Raw genomic sequence first — 16,688 nt, 5'->3', positions numbered from 1 at the left:
ACCTATTGATATGAAATTACCGGTGATCATTTGCGTGACATTGTATTTGTTCAGTCTGGCTTTCGGTGTATTTATGACTGCATTTTTTAGAATTCCCGCACCCCTGATTTTCTGCTTTCCACTGATCTTCATTTTTAAACAGCAGGGAGAAACATCCTTCCTGTATGCCAGGGAATTGCTGTGGATAGGTATTGCCGTATTTCTGTACAGTGTTATTGGCCTGGCCGACTTTAATGGTTTTGCCGCCAATATGATCTGTATTTTGCTTTGTGCGCTCTACTTCAATTACTTTGTAGGCGATAACCTGCAGCGTCTTAAGCTGTCTATATGGATCTTTTTTGCCCTCCTCACTTTCTCAGGCGTAGTCATGGTTCTGAACCATTATTATGGAAAAATAGATGGATTAAGAGCCCTGCTGATGGGAGACGAGGTGGTACAAAGTCCCTCTGGCATCGCACTTACACAATTTACTTTTGGCTACCAGATGGCAGCCTTGTGCAGCTTTGCTTTTATTTTTGTTTGTGTCTATAAAAAACATTTTCTGCTGGTTCTGCTGGTTCTGATGGCCTGTTTGCTGTTTCTCTTTCTGGGTATGCAACGCTCGGCCTTTGTAACCTTTGCGCTTGTTGTATTTCTTTTCATGCTGCTCAATTATCGGATAAAAGCAGTAATCTCTATTGCCATAATCCTGCTGGCCAGTTTCTTATTTTTTAATTACGTACTTAAAGACAATCTGGGTGGTGCAGAAAATATCCTGACCAAAAATGAACATAATGATGCTTCAAATGACCGGTCTGGTCTTGCTATGGAAAACCTAAGGATCTACACAGAGTATCCTTTCGGACTCATTTTTTATGGTAAGAACTGGGGAGATGTGATCTACCGGGACTATGTATTTTCTTCAGGCATTACCTCGCATAATGCCTACCTGATGTTCTTTACTTATCTGGGGCCTTTTGCGGGTATTGGTTTACTGCTGGCCATTTATTACAAACCTATTCAGTTGTTTCTTGGTGCGGTTAGATTCATCAGAAAGAAAGAAAATGCCTTAATGATCTGTTTATGCTTCTCTTTTATAGGGATTTGCCTGAATGCATTATCGCATAATCCATGGTTGCTTAGTGCAGATGGGCCCACCGTTTTTTTGTATTTCAGTATCCTGCAGCTACACCATATCCAAACCAGAGAGGTTGCGGAGGATGCCATATTAAACCCCTATATCTATGCCTAAAATTCGAATTGTACAGATTATCGGTAATCTGAGCCGGGGAGGCGCTGAGCGGTTTGTGGTAGACCTTTGTAATGAAATGGCCCGAAATACCAGATGCGAAATTTATTTGGTTTCCCTGATGGACAATGGTGCAGAGGGTTTTGTAAAAGACCTGGATGCCCGGGTAAAATATGTCAGTTTCAGAAAGAAGGCGGGGTTTAGTCTGAAAGTATTCCTGAAATTGACCATTTGGCTCAGAAACCTGCACCCTGCAGTGGTACACAGCCATTTAAACAGTTCAGAGTATCTATTTCTTTACCGGTTATACAGCAGCAGAACCCTATTCTTTCATACCATCCATAATGTTGCCCGGGAAGAATGCCCTGGTTTTTGGTTAAAAAACCTAAGGGGGATATTTTACCGTTTCGATAAGGTGAAACCAGTTACCATCTCTGAAAACGGAAGGGAAACCTACCGGACATATTATGGACTGGATAACGATATTCTGATTGAGAATGGCCGGCCGTCATTAAAAACTACGGAACATTTGGGCGCGCTTTCAGACCGGTATAAAAAATACGGATCAAATTTTCTGCTCCTTCATATTGGTCGGATCTCGGCCGAAAAGAACCAGGAAATGCTGATCAAGGTTGTTCAAAAGTTTAATGAAACCGAGGAAATTAAATGCAAGCTGCTCCTTATTGGTGAAATACAGGACAGACCCTTGTATATGAGATTAATAAAGCTGGCAGCAGGTGATCCGAATATCGAATTTAAAGGTGCACAGCAACATATTGCTGATTATTTAAGTATTGCGGACGCCTTCTGCCTTTCCAGTTTTTTTGAAGGGATGCCCATTTCATTGATTGAAGCTATGGCTGTTGGCTGTATCCCGGTTTGTACGCCTGTTGGCGGAATGAAAGAAATGATCAACGATGGACTTACCGGCTTTTTAAGTGAAGATACCCGTATGGAATCTTATGAACTGGCTCTAAAAAGAGCCTTATACAGCCATGAGAAACAAGCGCTTAAAGAAAGGATCATTCGTCATTTTGAAACCCATTTTCATATTGAAATCTCCGCTAGAAAGCATTTAAAGACTTATCAGCAATTATTAGATCAACGGGAAGGGCCACGTTCAGCATTTGCCTTACAGTACGAATCAAAATTTAAATAAGATGATAAAATTTACAAACGAAGAACTTAAGATTGTAAAGAAACTGGAAATTTTGAAAAATGAGGCGGGTTCTCATTCGCCCAGTGTCATTACATTTAAACAAAAACTTCCTGAAGTTTCCATTCGTGTGGATGCCTGTTTTCTATCCAACCCTTATGCAACAGAGCTGTTTATTGAGTATTTCAACAAAGAAATACTTAGCAGTGGAAAGATCAGGGATTTGTTGGAAAGCTACCCCTCTCAAAATGGCGTAATTGCAGAAATACTGGCTGCTTTCATGAACATTAATCCAAAGAATATATTCATTGGTAATGGTGCTATTGAAATTATACAGGCTGTGATCCACAATTTTACCGAGAAGAAGATTATCATCAATATTCCCACCTTTTCTTCCTATTACGAATATGTAAAAGACGGAGTAGAGGTAGTTTTTAATGAATTATCTAAAGAAGACCATTATACGCTCGACATCGGCGGCTATATTTCTCTGGTTAAAAAACATCAGCCAGATACCATTGTGCTGATCAATCCCAACAATCCAAATGGTGGTTACACTAAAATTGCAGATGTACAACGTATGCTGGATGAACTTTCCTTTGTAAAGAACATACTCATTGACGAGAGTTTTATTCATTTTGCCTACGAAAGCGAGACCTACAAGCTGGTTTCCCTGACCCATTTGGTAGAAAGATATCCAAATTTAATTGTGCTCAAAAGCATGTCCAAAGACTTTGGCGTAGCCGGAATAAGAGCAGGATATGGAATTATGCGGGCGGAATATGTTGCGGCTTTATTAAACAACGGCTATCTCTGGAATTCGAATGGACTGGCAGAATATTTCTTTCGTCTTTATACCCGTAGGGATTTTGCTTTGAAATATGAACAGGTACGCGTAAAATATATCATGGAAACACTTGATTTCATCAGGGAGCTTCAACAGCTTCCCTGGATTAAGGTCTATCCAAGCATGGCTAATTTCGTGTTAATTGAGCTGGAAGAAGGCATCCGCTCCACAGAATTTGTAGCCAAACTGCTCATCAGTTATGGGATTTATGTAAGGACTTGCGACGATAAGATCGGTTTAAAAGGCCAGTTCATCCGCCTGGCCTCAAGGTCAAGACAGGAGAACGAATACATCATCAGCAGTATGAAAGCTTGTTTGGCTATGAACAGAATGCCTGATTTAATTCATGAAAGCGTTAATTAGGTATTGGTTGTACGGTGTGCTGGATACCTGGTTCATGTACCGGTTCAGACGGATGCTGAATAGGGCAGATGACCGGACAAAAGTATATCTGGTCGATATAGACAATACTCTGGCCCATTCCTGGCCTTCCCTGCAACAATATGTTTATAGAAATGAACAGCATAGGTATGCCTCTTTACCCATTTTCATTGGAATGAGGAATTTTATACTAGACAAGATCAGACAACGGCACAGGGTAATTTTTATTTCAGCCAGAAGTTACCAGAGTTATTTTACCACCTGTAAGTGGTTGCTTTCTTGTGGGATCAGGGCCTCGGAACTGATTCTTGTACCTGGAGCAAACCTTAAATTATTTTATATCAATTATTTGATTTCTAAAGGTATACCTGTAGTTTATATTGATGACCTGAGTTATAATCATGAACACGGAGAAGTGAAGTTGTATGAGGATTTGATCAGGGAAGTTTCATGCATGTCTATTGACTATTTCGGAATCCGGGAAATTGACCTAATTAATTCCAACGATGAATCTACTCACCAAAATAATGAAAAGGTGCTCCAGGATCTTTAAAATAGCAGGGCATATCAATTGGCTTTCCTTTAAAAACTTGTACCACCGGAATGCACAGATACTGGTTTGGATACCAGATCGTTCAATACGCTATTTTGGAACAGACGCCTTTATCTGGGATATGGCTACTATTGCCGGCCTGATTAGGTCCCGTAAAAACTTCAGGATTGTCTATGGAAAAAATATCGGGCGATACTACCACAAGAAGATTTTTTTTACCTTAAGCAGCCATTATAATATTTACGGGTTCTGGGATTATACAGTAGCACTTCAGCAACTTACCGCCCAGCTTGAACTGCAGGGAAACGAAATCTTTCCCAAATCGGAGGAAGCGCTGTTGTGGGAAAATAAGGCTCATATGCACGATGTCTTTAAACTGGCCAATGTAAGGGAACCCAAAACCATCATTTACAATTCTTTTGAGGAAGTGCTGAATGCGGGACTGTCTTATCCTTATTTAATCAAGGCAGAGCACTCTTGTGCATCGGAAGGTTTATACCATATTCGTTCGCTCCAGGATCTGGTCGAATTGTTGTCTGATGTGAAATTTGTAAGAGAAAACAAACATATTATTGTGCAGGAACTGCTCAACATGAGGAAGGACCTGAGGGTGATCTTTGTAAAAGATGAAATTGTGCTTCACTACTGGCGGATCAACCTGAAAGATGAATGGATGCCAACTTCTACCAGCTACGGCAGTAAAGTAGACTTTAAGTATTTTCCGGAACACTGGCGCCAGGACATTACCAATACGTTTAGATCGTTACATATCACAACTGGCGCATTTGACATCACCTGGCAAAATGACGACCTGAGCACCAAGCCAATTTATCTGGAGGTGAGTCCGTTCTATCAACCTAATCCGGAAATGGACACCAAAGGAAAAGCGTATGCTTATTACAAGCAGCACTTTAATTTTTTTAACTCCTGGGATGCCAAATACGTAGATCTGGTTTTTAACATCAAATACAAACAGGTCCAGGCTTACTTATAAATTATGAAAGTGAACAAAAGGGTCATTCTGATGACGCCATCCATGAGTAAAGGTGGTGCAGAAACACAACTGTTAAAAGTGGCCCGGGCGCTGCAAGCCAGTAAACACACCGTAATGATCATTTCTCTAAAGCCCATTGATGAATTTAATGGAGAACTGGGCAGGCTGGGAATTAAGGTGTTGTTTTTGCGGAACTGGACCTGGAATGCTTTTTGGAACATAAGAATGCTCTACCGATCGGTTAGAAGATTCCGGCCGGATGTGGTTGTGGCTTTTATGTTCGCTGCAATTCTTTGCGCAAGGGTTTTGAAACTAAGCCTTCACTTCCGGCTCATTTCTTCCATCAGAATTTCCGTTATCCCCGCAAAATGGTATGTGCCTTTTAAATACACGGCCAAACTGGACGACGCGGTGGTGTACAATTCTCTGGCCTCAAAACTCAATTTTGAAAGCCGGAACCTGGCGGCAAAAGATGGGGTGGTGATCCATAACGGGATTTCAGTTCCGGATTTGCCTGGAAATGATGAACTGTGTGCGCAAGCCGGGGAACAAGAGCATTCCTTATTTAACTGGGTCTGTGTGGGGCATTTTAGATGGAATAAAGATTATGTTACCTTATTTAAAGCAGCTGCTTTACTTAAAGATAAAAGTTACCGGCTAACCATAGTTGGCGAATTGAATGGGCAGCTATGGCCGGCACAAATGATCAAGGACCTGGAGCTTGAAAGCCATGTCCGGCTGGAGGGCTTTAAACCGAATACCAGCAATTATCTGGCAGATGCAGATGCCTTTGTTTTGTCCTCTTTTTCAGAAGGGATGCCTAACGCTATCCTGGAGGCTATGGCCTATGCTAAACCGATTGTGGTGACCAATATAGATGGCAACAGAGAATTGCTTGAATCAGCTGCATGCGGCCTGCTGTGCAAGCCGGCAGATGCCAATTCGTTAGCGCAGCAAATGCGCTGTATCATGGAAATGGATACTGAAGAACGCCTACGGATGGGGGGCATGGGCAGGGCTTATATTGAATCTGATTTTAGCGAAGAGAAAGTTATGGGGCACTGGAAAGATCTTATTAATGCATTATGTGTGGAATATTTGGATTGATCGATTATAAAAGCCCTATCGCTGAAGAGTTGATATTTGAAGGCTTACGGCATAGAGGACCAGATCAGCATCAGTCCCGTAGCCAGGACAATGTGGTGCTGTACCATACCCGTCTTGCCATCCAGGACCTCAGTGTTACAGGCTGTCAGCCAATGAGCTATCACGGATTGGTGATTGTTTTTAACGGAGAGATTTACAACCATATGGAGTTGCGAAAGAAATACAACCTGGAAGCTTCTTCCCATTCAGATACCCTTACTATTTTAATGCTCTTTGAACTGCTGGGTATGAAAATGCTGGATGAGTTTGACGGAATGTTTGCCTTTGCGTTATATGACCAGCATAATCGCAGAATATATTTAGCAAGGGACAGAGCCGGAAAGAAACCTTTATACGTATTTGGAAAGCAGGGGAGCTGGGTGTTTTCATCCGAACTGAATGTTTTAAATCGTTGTGTAAAACCAGACCTCAATTATGAAGCCTTGGCCGATTATCTCTATCTGGGGCATTTTTATAGGAAAGCAACGCCCTATATGCATGTTAACGAACTGGAAGGCGGTCATTATCTGAAAATTGATACGTTGACCGGGTATGCTGAAAACATTACCTGGTATAGCATTGAGGCGGCTTATCATCAGCACCAGGTTTTTTCCTATAAAGAATCTGTAGAGCAACTGGATGGAATTTTACAACAGGCAGTGCGCCGGCGGATAGACAGCTCCGATCTGGATGTAGGTTCGTTTCTAAGCGGAGGAATTGACAGTGGTTTGGTTACAGCAATGGCTGCGGCACACAGTTCTAAGCTGAAAACATTTACCGTTAAAGTGAAAGGGAGTTTTGATGAATCTATGCTTGCTCAGCAGGTTGCAGAACGCTATGAAACACAACATACAGTTGTAGAAATTGATTTTTCAGATTTAGATAAAGATATTGAAAAAATCCTCACTAACCATGGCGAACCAAACTCCGATAATTCGGCCATTCCAAGTTATTATGTCGCACGAGAAGCGAAGAAACACGTTACCGTGGCTTTAAATGGCGACGGAGCCGATGAGATGCTGGGTGGCTATCGGCGCTATGTACCTTTTAAACACATTGATTTCTTTAATCCAGGCCCTTTTCAAAGAAATGGAGCCAGGCTGCTGACCAGCGTATTACCCGTAGCACATAAAAAACAAAGCTATTATACTTATTTATACCGATTGCTCAAGTTTGCAGGCTATGCCGATCCTTTGAAAATGTATTGCTCAGCTTCTTCAGATCTGTTTGTCGGTTTTGAAGATCAGTTTCTGGTGCAGCCACTAATGGGAGATTTATCAGCTAACCTGGAAAGAATGGAAAGTTCAGGACTTTCCCCTTTAAAAAAACTCTTGTACCTGGATTTTGAATCCATGCTGTTTGGGCGGCTGCTACCTAAAATGGACATTGCCACCATGGCACATTCGCTTGAAGGGAGAAGTCCTTTTCTATGCAGGGAGATGCTTGATTTTGCGCCGGGATTAAAAGACAGCTATAAAATAAAAGGTATACGTACCAAATCCATTCTACGGGATCTGGCTACAAGATATCTTCCGGAAACATTGATTGATCAACCCAAAAGGGGTTTTGAGATCCCTCTTGCCCAATGGGTGAATCACGAACTGAAAACACCTATTGAACAGGTATTGATGGCGGGCGATCCCTTTTACGCAACTCTCCTTAAAAGAGATTTTATACTTGATCTGTTGCGCAGAAAGATTCAAATCTCAGAAGAAAGAAGAGCAAAAATACTCTTCTGCGTATTCAGCCTGGAGGTTTGGTACCAGAACTTACCTAAGTAATCTACAGCATTTAACCTTTAAACGCAGATATATGAAAGTATTGATTACCGGAACAGCCGGCTTTATTGGCTATCATTTAGCCAAACACTTGATTCAGCGCGGAGACGAAGTAACCGGAATAGACAACATTAACGATTACTATGATGTGGAACTTAAGTACAGACGGCTGGAAGACACAGGGATTTCCAGAGACCAAATTGAATATGGAAAAACAGTTCAAAGTACTTATTATCCCAATTATAGGTTTATTAAAGTTGACCTTATGGATCATGGTAAGTTAAAGAAAGTATTCAAAGATTGTCATTACGATGCTGTATGTAACCTGGCCGCTCAGGCAGGTGTCAGATATAGCCTAAGCCATCCAAAAGCCTATTTGGATGCCAATGTTACAGGTTTTCTGAACATTCTTGAGGCTTGCAAGGTACACCACATCCGGAATCTGGTGTATGCCAGTTCTTCCAGTGTATACGGACTGGACAAGGAAATGCCATTTTCCGTTCATCAGCATGCAGATCATCCGGTATCCTTGTATGCCGCAACCAAAAAATGCAATGAACTCATGGCGCATACCTACAGCCACTTATTTGGCCTTCCTACAACCGGCCTAAGATTTTTTACGGTATATGGGCCATGGGGAAGACCAGATATGGCGCTATTTATGTTTACCAAAGCCATATTGGAAAATAAACCGATCGATGTTTTCAATAACGGCATGATGAAGCGTGACTTTACCTATATAGATGATATTGTGCATGGTATTACCTGTGTATTGGACCATCCGGCCACCTGCAATAAGGAATGGACAGCACATAAACCTGATCCGGCCAGTTCCAAGGCTCCTTTTAAAGTATTCAATATTGGTAGAGGACAGTCGGTCAACCTGCTTGATTTCATCGCAGAAATTGAAAAAAATATAGGATTGAAGAGTCGTAAGAGGTTTCTTCCATTACAAGACGGTGATGTAGCAGAAACATGGGCAGATGTTTCTGACCTGAAACGATTATATAAATACCGGCCAAAAGTATCCGTTGCAGAGGGGGTAAGGAATTTTGTAACCTGGTATAAGGATTTCTATGAGTTGGTTCCAAAAAAACAGCCGGAAGAATTGGTGCTCCCACAGCTGATCAAAGACTTCAGATTCGCAATAAAATAATACAAATAAAAACCCGGATTTTCAAATAATTTGGCCTGTTTTTTGAATTTTAGGAATTTCACCTCCGTTATGTGACAGAAAAATTACAAAACAGAGGGTAGCGATAGCTCTGGTTTGCAGGCAAATAGATCTTTTTCAAAGTAATTTAAATTTATTTTTAGAATTATTCATCTATTTTTTTGGTAATGAAATTTCTTTTAAAGAATCTGTCTCCGGAATTATATGATTTTATTTGCCTGAAGACCAAAATTTCAGATACCATAAGTTTTATTTTTTAGCACAATAGTTAATTGCCTCAGAACAACTCTATTAGGAATGCCGTCAGATGTGGCATTTCCATAATAAAAACCCTAAACTTCCGCTAGTTTTTTAGGTGTACATGGCTTCGCATATTTGCGTTACCACTGTATACTTTAAAAAATCAAATGGAAAGAAAAAACAAATTACCAAATCGATTGCCCATGAGCTTTCTATTACTTCTGGTTGTACTGACTTTTAGTAAGTGTAAAAAAAGTTCGGATGAGGCTGCACCATTTAACGCTCCAAGTACAAATGACACCACAATTTCTGCGGTTACTTCTTCGGGAACAAAAACCCTCGACGTGAGTAAAGCCAGCAGTGACGGGGGCTTCTCGTACAAGGTATACAATGACCTTGGTGCGGTGAGTGACAACACGCAAAATCCAACGGCTTCCACAGTTCGGATTTTCGAGAACGGTAAAGAATTAGGACCTGCACACAGCGCCCATGCAGACATCAGGGCCTTGGGTAAAGGGCGCTTTAGCCACTGGTCTTCCAGTCTTTATTTCTCCAGTTCGGACAATACAGACCCCAGGACAAATGGCAGAACCTATACCTATATGACTTCTGCAGGAACAGTAGCACCAGTACTACCACCAGCAATTACAACGCCAGCACCTACAGGTATAATTGGCTATGCTATGGTAGACGGTACAACCACTGGAGGGGTTAATGGACAAACCGTTGTGGTGACTACACTTGCGGCACTTAAAACGGCAGTAGAATCCAGTTCCCCGATGGTGATCAAGGTTTCCGGCAAGATCACCGGTACCGGCTTCCTGAATGTGAAATCAAATAAAACCATTCAGGGGGTAAAAGGCTCCAGTCTGGAAGGCGTAGGATTAATGGTTTATGGAACCAGTAACATCATTATTCAAAACATGACCATCAGAAATGTAGTATCTTACTCTAACATCATTATTAAAGAAGGGGCACATCACGTTTGGGTAGACCATTGCGATTTGTCATCCGACAGAGATCATGGATGGGACTACTATGATGGCCTATTGGATGTTGGAAAACGCGCAGATTATGTGAGTCTTTCGTGGAATAGACTCCATGACAATCATATCCCTATGCTGATTGGTTTTGGCGATGAAAATACAGATGACATTGGCCATCTCAGGGTAACTGTATATGACAACTATTTCTACAATGTTTCTGAGAGACAACCAGGTACCAGATTCGGATATATGCACGTTTTCAATAATTATATGTTAAATGGAGACGGATATGCAATTGGAGCATCTATGGGAGCAACTGTCAGGATTGATAACAATTATTTTGAGAACCAGCATATTGGCTTGTTTACACAATACAATGCTAAGCCTGGTTATATCAGTGGCGCAAGCACAAATATATTCAAAAACTGTGGTGCCGATATGGTATCTACACCTGCATCTACATGGGTGCCAGCTTATGAATATAAATCTGCATTGATCCCAACCGCAAATGTACCAGCAGTAGTCACTGCAGGCGCAGGCGCAACTTTAAATTTGTAATACCAAATACATTGATTTGCCCGGATGGATGTCCGGGCAAATTATTCTTTCGTGCCCGTCTTTATTCTCTTACATAATGGAAAAGAAAAGAAAGAAAATCTTGATTTCCTGCGACTCTCCGCGGTCCCTGCTGGATTTCAGAGGTAAATTGATTGAGGAACTGTCATTAAACCATGAGGTTGCTGTCTTTACACCAAAAATAGAGCAGGAACAGATTCGAAGCACGCTTATAAGACTTGGTGTACAAGTTTATGAAAATGCGTTGCAAGCTAGTAATGTGTCCATATGGTCAGACCTTGGATATATATATCAGCTGTACAGACTGATCCGGAACATCAGACCAGATGTCTTTTTTCCCTATACCTTTAAACCTGTTATCTACGGGGCAATGGTGGCTAACTTCTGCCGGGTAAAATCAATTACCCCTATGCTTACCGGCCTGGGCTATAATTTCCCCGAAACAAAGTCAAAAACTACTTTAGTCCAAAAAATCACCAAAATCCTTCTTAAATTTAGCATGAAGGCCAATGAGCGAACCAAAATTATATTTCAAAACAAAGATGACTACCAAACCTTGTTAAAAAGGCGGGTCATTACAGAAAAAAATCAAGCCTATATTGTAAACGGCTCAGGGGTCGACCTGGATCATTATACCTATTCCAAACCAAATCTGGATCGGATCAGCTTCTTAATGATCTCCCGTCTGATCAATGCCAAGGGAATCAATGAATATTATCAGTCTGCGCGGATTCTGAAACAGAAATTTCCCAATGTTGTTTTCCGGCTGATTGGCCCTTTTGAAGACAACATAGACGCCATTGATCAGGAACTCTATAGCAAAATTAAGCTGGACGGTACCATAGAGTATATAGGGCTGGTTACAGATGTAAGAACTTATATTGCTCAATCTTCTGTTGTGGTGCTGCCTTCGTATTACGGAGAAGGAGTGCCCAGATGTCTTCTGGAGGCCATGGCCATGGGAAGAACATTGATCACCTGCAACTCTGTGGGTTGCAGAGAAACCATTCATCCAGACCATGCTCAAGCCAATGGCTTCCTGGTCCCGGTAAAGAATGTTAAAGAATTAGCTGCACATATGCAGCACTGTATTGAGCACCCGGTTGAACTGATCCGCTTTGGCTGGAACGGCAGAAAATACGCCAGGGAGAAGTTCGATGTTCATGTTGTGAACCGGCAAATGCTTGGTATCCTGGAAGGATCTTAAAATTATAGGCTTATGCTGATCAATACCTTTGCGGTTTTCCGCTTTTTTGCCGTGCGTTCAAAAGTAGAGTGGGAAGATTATATTGCCCGTTCGTTAAGGCATGATGTTTACCATTCCTGGGCGTACCACCAATTGAATTCCAGCGGCGAAGCCCTGCTTTTTGTTTATGAAGAAGGCCCGGTATTTATTGCCCTGCCTTTGATTAAAAGGGAGATTGAGGGTTCAACACACTTTGACCTCACTTCTGTATATGGGTACGCGGGTCCGGTATCCAACAAGGAAATGTCATGGTTGGATAGTCACAATGCCCATCATTTTAAAAAAGCTTTTCTTCAGTTTATGGAGATGGAAAATTGCATTTGTGTATTCTCCAGATTGCATCCCTTTATCGAACAAGCTTCTTTGCTAAACAATATTGGTGGTGTGCATGAGAATGGAAAAACCATATATATGGATCTTCAAAGAACGTTGGAAGAACAGGTCCGGGGTTATGAAAAACGCCTTTCCAGACAGATCAGAAAACTCCGGGAAATGAATTACACCATCAGAGAAGCATCGGACCTTTTGGAAATTAAGGAATTTACAGACATGTACCGTCAGAATATGGATCGGCTGAAAGCCTCGGTCAGTTATTATTTTGAGGAAAGTTATTTTCATAAATTACTGGACCCTCTTGAATTTGAGAACAAACTGATTTTGATTTATGACGGACAGATTATGATCTGTGGAGCATTGGTACTGATCTCCGGGGAGATCATTAGAAATCATTTATCTGCAACTGCAGCCGATTATCTGTCTTATTCTCCGAGTAAATTATTGACAGATGAAATCAGCCGGATAGGAAGACAGCTAAATAAAAAAGTTTTCCACCTGGGCGGAGGCGTAGGAGGAAAGGAAGACTCTCTGTTTAAATTCAAAAGCTATTTTTCTGATCAGCAGATTGAAGACCGAATCTGGTGCTATATCCACAACCAGCCGCTTTATGATGAACTGGTGAAAAAAAGAGGAGCAGGAGTAAACAATGGTTCGACGTTTTTTCCCTTATACCGTCAGCCAAAAACTGAAACCATTTCAAAAATATATAGTGATGAACAATAAATACACATATGCGTCGGCCAGCAATGTACTGTTCGACGAAAAAATGAAAGAATTTGGTTGGATCGTTTTTGAAGATGCACTGGAAGAAGACTTTGTGAATGAAATCAATAGGTATCTTGAACAGGCTTATGAGATTCGCCGCCAGATCCAGCTGGACAACGGAATTGGTGAGCAAACCAAAGGCACCTTACACCATTTGGTTGGACGTAACGAGGTATCCATTGAATTTCTTACCCGTGGTTATTGTGATGCGCAGATCCGGCATTTTCTGGACGGCAATTACATCCTCAATTCTCTGGGTGCGGTAATTAATATAAAAGACAATCATCCTTATGTGCAGAACATCCACCGTGACATCAGAAGTTTCACGGGCACCTTTAAGGTCATGATCCAAATGATGGTTGTTCTTGATGATTTTACACTGGAGAACGGGGCAACCTATTTTCTTTCCGGATCCCATAAGCAAGACATTAAGCCTGGAGAGGAAGAGTTTTATGCACATGCAGACCGGGCGGTGGCCAAGAAGGGCAGCTTGATTCTGTTTGACTCGAATTTGTGGCATGCAGCCGGAAATAACAGGACAGACCAACCAAGAAGAGCCTTAACTATGGCATTTACCCGCCCTTTCTTTAAACAACAACTGGATTATCCAAGACTGATGGGCTATGACCTGGCGGCTGATTTAAGCCCGCACATGAAACAGATCCTGGGGTATAATTCCAGAATACCGGCCGATCTCTATGAATACTACCAGCCAGTAGAAAAAAGAATGTACCAGCCCGGACAGGGATAGGAAAACACCATCATGCAAAAAGAATATTCAAGTAAAGTGAAATCAATTGGAGGCTATCTGGAATTGCAGCTTTCAAAAGGTCAGGAATTTTATCCGCTTCTGTTGAAGCTCAATACAGGCAGGAATGCGCTCGAATATATCCTCAAAGTAAAAGGTTATACATTGGTCCATTTACCTTATTATACGTGTGAGGTGATTATGGAGCCTATAAGAAAGCTTGGGATCCAGTATCAGTATTATACCATCAATGACCAGATGGAGCCGGTTGTTGACTTTGAGGTTGGGCCAACAGAGTGCCTGTTGTATACCAATTATTTTGGTCTGAAACAGGAGACCATCAGAGCATTGAGTACTAAATTCCCGAACCTCATTGCAGACAATTCACAAGCATTTTTTTCAGAACCCATAGAAAATGTAGATACATTTTACTCCTGCAGAAAGTTCTTTGGGGTTCCCGACGGTGCTTATTTAAGCCTCAACAGTGAGGCAAGATTGAAAATAGAAAGGGACATTTCTCTAAACCGGTTTTCGCATCTGATCAAGAGCATAGAGACTGGTATAGAAAGTGGTTACGAAGATTATATAAAGCACAACGTTGAGTTGTCTAACCTTCCAATCCGTAAAATGTCCTCGCTCAGCAAGGCGCTTTTATCTGGCATAGACTACAAAGATTGTAAATACAGAAGAAATTCAAATTTCATGTACCTGCATGATTTCCTGGTGAACCACAATGCCTATTCATTTGATGCTTCTACGGTTAACGGGCCTATGGTCTATCCTTTGTTGCATGCCTCTCCAGACATCAGAGCGAAGCTCCTGGAAAAAAGAATCTATATCGCTACCTACTGGCCAAACGTATTTGAATGGACCACAAAAAAAATGTATGAGAACTATTTGGCCGCACATATGATCTGCCTGCCTATAGACCACCGGTATACGCACAGTGATATGAAACGCCTTTTAAATGTACTAAAACACCTTTTATGAAACCAGATATTTTCCTCCGCCCACTGGTGTTAGAAGATGCAGAGACTTCTTTCCACTGGCGGAATGATCCGGAGATATGGAAATACACCAAATTTAATCCCTCCGGTGAGATTACACTGGAAATGGAACAACAATGGCTTTTAGCCACGCTGAAGCAACAGGATCAAAAAAGATATGCCATCTGCTTAAAGGATACTGGTGCGTATATCGGCAACATACAACTATTGGAGGTGGATGGTGAAAAAGCTATTTTCCACCTGTTCATCGGGGAGACTTCTTGCTGGGGAAAGGGGATTGGAAAAGAGGCGACCCGTCTTTTACTCGAATATGCATTTTATGACCTTGGGCTTGAAAGGGTGGATCTGGAAGTCAACAAAGACAACGTAGCCGCCATTAGGATCTATACATCCTGGGGTTTTAATACAGTGGGGCATGCTTCTTCTTTTAACAGGATGAGCATCAGCAGGACCACTTATACTCGTCAGCATTTAAATCAAATACTATGAAACAAATTATTACACTGTCTCAAAAGGAGGAATGGATCTCTTACGTGCAGAGGTCTGTAAATTGTGATTTTTATCATTCCTGGAATTACCATGCATTGGAGCACACGGGTATTCCGCTATTATTTGTTGAAGATAGCGGTGAAGATTTCATTGCTTTCCCTTTTGTAAAAAGAAGAATCCCTGAAACAGATTATTATGATTTGACCTCCGTTTACGGCTATTGCGGCCCAATTTCCAATAAGCCGTTTACCGATCTTTCTGAAGAATTATTGCTCTCCTTCAGGGATGCATTTCTTTTGTTTTTAAAGGAAGAGCAAATCATCTCCGTGTTTTCACGTCTACATCCTTTTTTTAATCAGAATGCTTTGCTGCGTAAATTTGGTGGCGTATGGGAAAACGGTCAAGTCGTAGCCATAGACCTTACCACATCCTTGAGTGTACAGGAAAGCCAGTATCAGGACAGGGTTAGCCGGAAGATCAGACAGCTGAAGCAGCGTGGTTTTTATGTAAAGGAGGCCACAACAGAGGAAGATATTCAAACCTTTACTGCAATTTATACGGCCAATATGATGCGTTTGGATGCTTCTGACTGTTACATGTTTGATCAGGAATATTTTAAACGTCTTTTGAGGTGTGAGGAATATGACGCCCGGCTTTTATTTGTTTATGATGGAACGGATTTGCCAGTCTGCGGAGCCACCATTGTATCGAAAAATCAAATTATGCAGGCGCATTTACTGGGTACAAGAAAGGAATTTTTGCATGATTCGCCAGCAAAATTGCTTACCCACGAAATTACCCTGCTGGGCCGAGCCCAGGGGGTCAAGTATTATAATCTGGGCGGTGGTCTTGGCTTTAAACGGGATTCTCTTTTTGAATGGAAGAGCCATTTTTCAAAAGTGACCTTCGACTACTACAGCTGGCGTTACATAGCTGATCAGGCTACATATGATGCGTTGCTTGTACAAATGGACATAGATCCGGAATCAAATGTTGATTTTTTTCCACTCTATCGCAGTCAGTTACAAAGAGTTTAAC

The 16,688-nt window shown here is 41.5% G+C and carries 15 protein-coding genes; all 15 read left to right on the top strand.

All coding sequences use genetic code 11. The annotated features are described in order from the left end of the window. Positions 1 to 10 precede the first annotated feature (10 nt). The 15 genes from R2S08_RS12965 to R2S08_RS12895 all read left to right on the top strand — a co-directional run bounded on the left by R2S08_RS12965 (position 11) and on the right by R2S08_RS12895 (position 16,687). Entirely contained in the window at positions 11 to 1,231 is a 1,221-nt protein-coding gene (locus R2S08_RS12965; protein ID WP_316835583.1) for an O-antigen ligase family protein, read from the top strand. Beyond that, positions 1,224 to 2,387, top strand: a complete 1,164-nt coding sequence (locus R2S08_RS12960) for a glycosyltransferase family 4 protein (protein WP_316835582.1) — start codon at positions 1,224 to 1,226, stop codon at positions 2,385 to 2,387. Before R2S08_RS12965 ends, R2S08_RS12960 begins: the two co-directional genes overlap by 8 nt. Position 2,388: 1 nt before the next feature. Beyond that, complete coding sequence (locus tag R2S08_RS12955) at positions 2,389 to 3,594, top strand: histidinol-phosphate transaminase (protein WP_316835581.1); 1,206 nt, start codon at positions 2,389 to 2,391, stop codon at positions 3,592 to 3,594. Then, the gene (locus R2S08_RS12950; protein ID WP_316835580.1) at positions 3,578 to 4,165 is read left to right on the top strand and encodes a hypothetical protein; all 588 of its coding nucleotides are present in this window, start codon (positions 3,578 to 3,580) and stop codon (positions 4,163 to 4,165) included. The genes R2S08_RS12955 and R2S08_RS12950 overlap by 17 nt, the downstream gene beginning before the upstream one ends. Further along, complete coding sequence (locus tag R2S08_RS12945; protein ID WP_316835579.1) at positions 4,140 to 5,159, top strand: hypothetical protein; 1,020 nt, start codon at positions 4,140 to 4,142, stop codon at positions 5,157 to 5,159. Before R2S08_RS12950 ends, R2S08_RS12945 begins: the two co-directional genes overlap by 26 nt. Positions 5,160 to 5,162: 3 nt before the next feature. Then, the gene (locus R2S08_RS12940; RefSeq protein ID WP_316835578.1) at positions 5,163 to 6,266 is read left to right on the top strand and encodes a glycosyltransferase; all 1,104 of its coding nucleotides are present in this window, start codon (positions 5,163 to 5,165) and stop codon (positions 6,264 to 6,266) included. After that, positions 6,245 to 8,086 (top strand): asparagine synthase (glutamine-hydrolyzing), encoded by a 1,842-nt coding sequence (gene asnB / locus R2S08_RS12935; RefSeq protein WP_316835577.1) that lies wholly within the window; start codon positions 6,245 to 6,247, stop codon positions 8,084 to 8,086. Before R2S08_RS12940 ends, asnB begins: the two co-directional genes overlap by 22 nt. A gap of 31 nt (positions 8,087 to 8,117) precedes the next feature. Next, on the top strand, positions 8,118 to 9,239 hold the full coding sequence (locus R2S08_RS12930; RefSeq protein WP_316835576.1) for an NAD-dependent epimerase: 1,122 nt from the start codon (positions 8,118 to 8,120) through the stop codon (positions 9,237 to 9,239). Positions 9,240 to 9,700: 461 nt separating this feature from the next. Further along, positions 9,701 to 11,041 carry a pectate lyase gene (locus R2S08_RS12925; RefSeq protein WP_316835575.1) on the top strand — a complete coding sequence of 447 codons (1,341 nt, stop codon included), beginning with the start codon at positions 9,701 to 9,703 and terminating at the stop codon, positions 11,039 to 11,041. A gap of 76 nt (positions 11,042 to 11,117) precedes the next feature. Next, positions 11,118 to 12,266 (top strand): glycosyltransferase family 4 protein, encoded by a 1,149-nt coding sequence (locus R2S08_RS12920; RefSeq protein ID WP_316835574.1) that lies wholly within the window; start codon positions 11,118 to 11,120, stop codon positions 12,264 to 12,266. Between the two features lie 12 nt (positions 12,267 to 12,278). Continuing rightward, positions 12,279 to 13,364 carry a GNAT family N-acetyltransferase gene (locus R2S08_RS12915; protein ID WP_316835573.1) on the top strand — a complete coding sequence of 362 codons (1,086 nt, stop codon included), beginning with the start codon at positions 12,279 to 12,281 and terminating at the stop codon, positions 13,362 to 13,364. Beyond that, entirely contained in the window at positions 13,354 to 14,157 is an 804-nt protein-coding gene (locus tag R2S08_RS12910) for a phytanoyl-CoA dioxygenase family protein (RefSeq protein WP_316835572.1), read from the top strand. The genes R2S08_RS12915 and R2S08_RS12910 overlap by 11 nt, the downstream gene beginning before the upstream one ends. A gap of 12 nt (positions 14,158 to 14,169) precedes the next feature. Beyond that, positions 14,170 to 15,144: a hypothetical protein gene (locus tag R2S08_RS12905; RefSeq protein WP_316835571.1), complete on the top strand. Its 975-nt coding sequence runs from the start codon at positions 14,170 to 14,172 to the stop codon at positions 15,142 to 15,144. Further along, positions 15,141 to 15,650 (top strand): GNAT family N-acetyltransferase, encoded by a 510-nt coding sequence (locus tag R2S08_RS12900; protein WP_316835570.1) that lies wholly within the window; start codon positions 15,141 to 15,143, stop codon positions 15,648 to 15,650. The genes R2S08_RS12905 and R2S08_RS12900 overlap by 4 nt, the downstream gene beginning before the upstream one ends. After that, positions 15,647 to 16,687, top strand: a complete 1,041-nt coding sequence (locus R2S08_RS12895) for a GNAT family N-acetyltransferase (RefSeq protein ID WP_316835569.1) — start codon at positions 15,647 to 15,649, stop codon at positions 16,685 to 16,687. The genes R2S08_RS12900 and R2S08_RS12895 overlap by 4 nt, the downstream gene beginning before the upstream one ends. The last annotated feature ends 1 nt before the right edge of the window (position 16,688 follow it).

The sequence above is a fragment of the Pedobacter nutrimenti genome, from assembly GCF_032678445.1.
Lineage (GTDB): Bacteria > Bacteroidota > Bacteroidia > Sphingobacteriales > Sphingobacteriaceae > Pedobacter > Pedobacter nutrimenti_A.
The sequence above is the reverse complement of the archived record's forward strand: the minus strand, read 5'-3'. Positions and strand labels throughout refer to the sequence as shown.

Bases quoted from the DNA above. Each gene is read 5' to 3' on its own strand.
- R2S08_RS12965 (WP_316835583.1), top strand. From the start codon at position 11: ATGAAATTACCGGTGATCATTTGCGTGACATTGTATTTGTTCAGTCTG.
- R2S08_RS12960 (WP_316835582.1), top strand. From the start codon at position 1,224: ATGCCTAAAATTCGAATTGTACAGATTATCGGTAATCTGAGCCGGGGA.
- R2S08_RS12955 (WP_316835581.1), top strand. From the start codon at position 2,389: ATGATAAAATTTACAAACGAAGAACTTAAGATTGTAAAGAAACTGGAA.
- R2S08_RS12950 (WP_316835580.1), top strand. From the start codon at position 3,578: ATGAAAGCGTTAATTAGGTATTGGTTGTACGGTGTGCTGGATACCTGG.
- R2S08_RS12945 (WP_316835579.1), top strand. From the start codon at position 4,140: ATGAAAAGGTGCTCCAGGATCTTTAAAATAGCAGGGCATATCAATTGG.
- R2S08_RS12940 (WP_316835578.1), top strand. From the start codon at position 5,163: ATGAAAGTGAACAAAAGGGTCATTCTGATGACGCCATCCATGAGTAAA.
- asnB (WP_316835577.1), top strand. From the start codon at position 6,245: ATGTGTGGAATATTTGGATTGATCGATTATAAAAGCCCTATCGCTGAA.
- R2S08_RS12930 (WP_316835576.1), top strand. From the start codon at position 8,118: ATGAAAGTATTGATTACCGGAACAGCCGGCTTTATTGGCTATCATTTA.
- R2S08_RS12925 (WP_316835575.1), top strand. From the start codon at position 9,701: ATGAGCTTTCTATTACTTCTGGTTGTACTGACTTTTAGTAAGTGTAAA.
- R2S08_RS12920 (WP_316835574.1), top strand. From the start codon at position 11,118: ATGGAAAAGAAAAGAAAGAAAATCTTGATTTCCTGCGACTCTCCGCGG.
- R2S08_RS12915 (WP_316835573.1), top strand. From the start codon at position 12,279: ATGCTGATCAATACCTTTGCGGTTTTCCGCTTTTTTGCCGTGCGTTCA.
- R2S08_RS12910 (WP_316835572.1), top strand. From the start codon at position 13,354: ATGAACAATAAATACACATATGCGTCGGCCAGCAATGTACTGTTCGAC.
- R2S08_RS12905 (WP_316835571.1), top strand. From the start codon at position 14,170: ATGCAAAAAGAATATTCAAGTAAAGTGAAATCAATTGGAGGCTATCTG.
- R2S08_RS12900 (WP_316835570.1), top strand. From the start codon at position 15,141: ATGAAACCAGATATTTTCCTCCGCCCACTGGTGTTAGAAGATGCAGAG.
- R2S08_RS12895 (WP_316835569.1), top strand. From the start codon at position 15,647: ATGAAACAAATTATTACACTGTCTCAAAAGGAGGAATGGATCTCTTAC.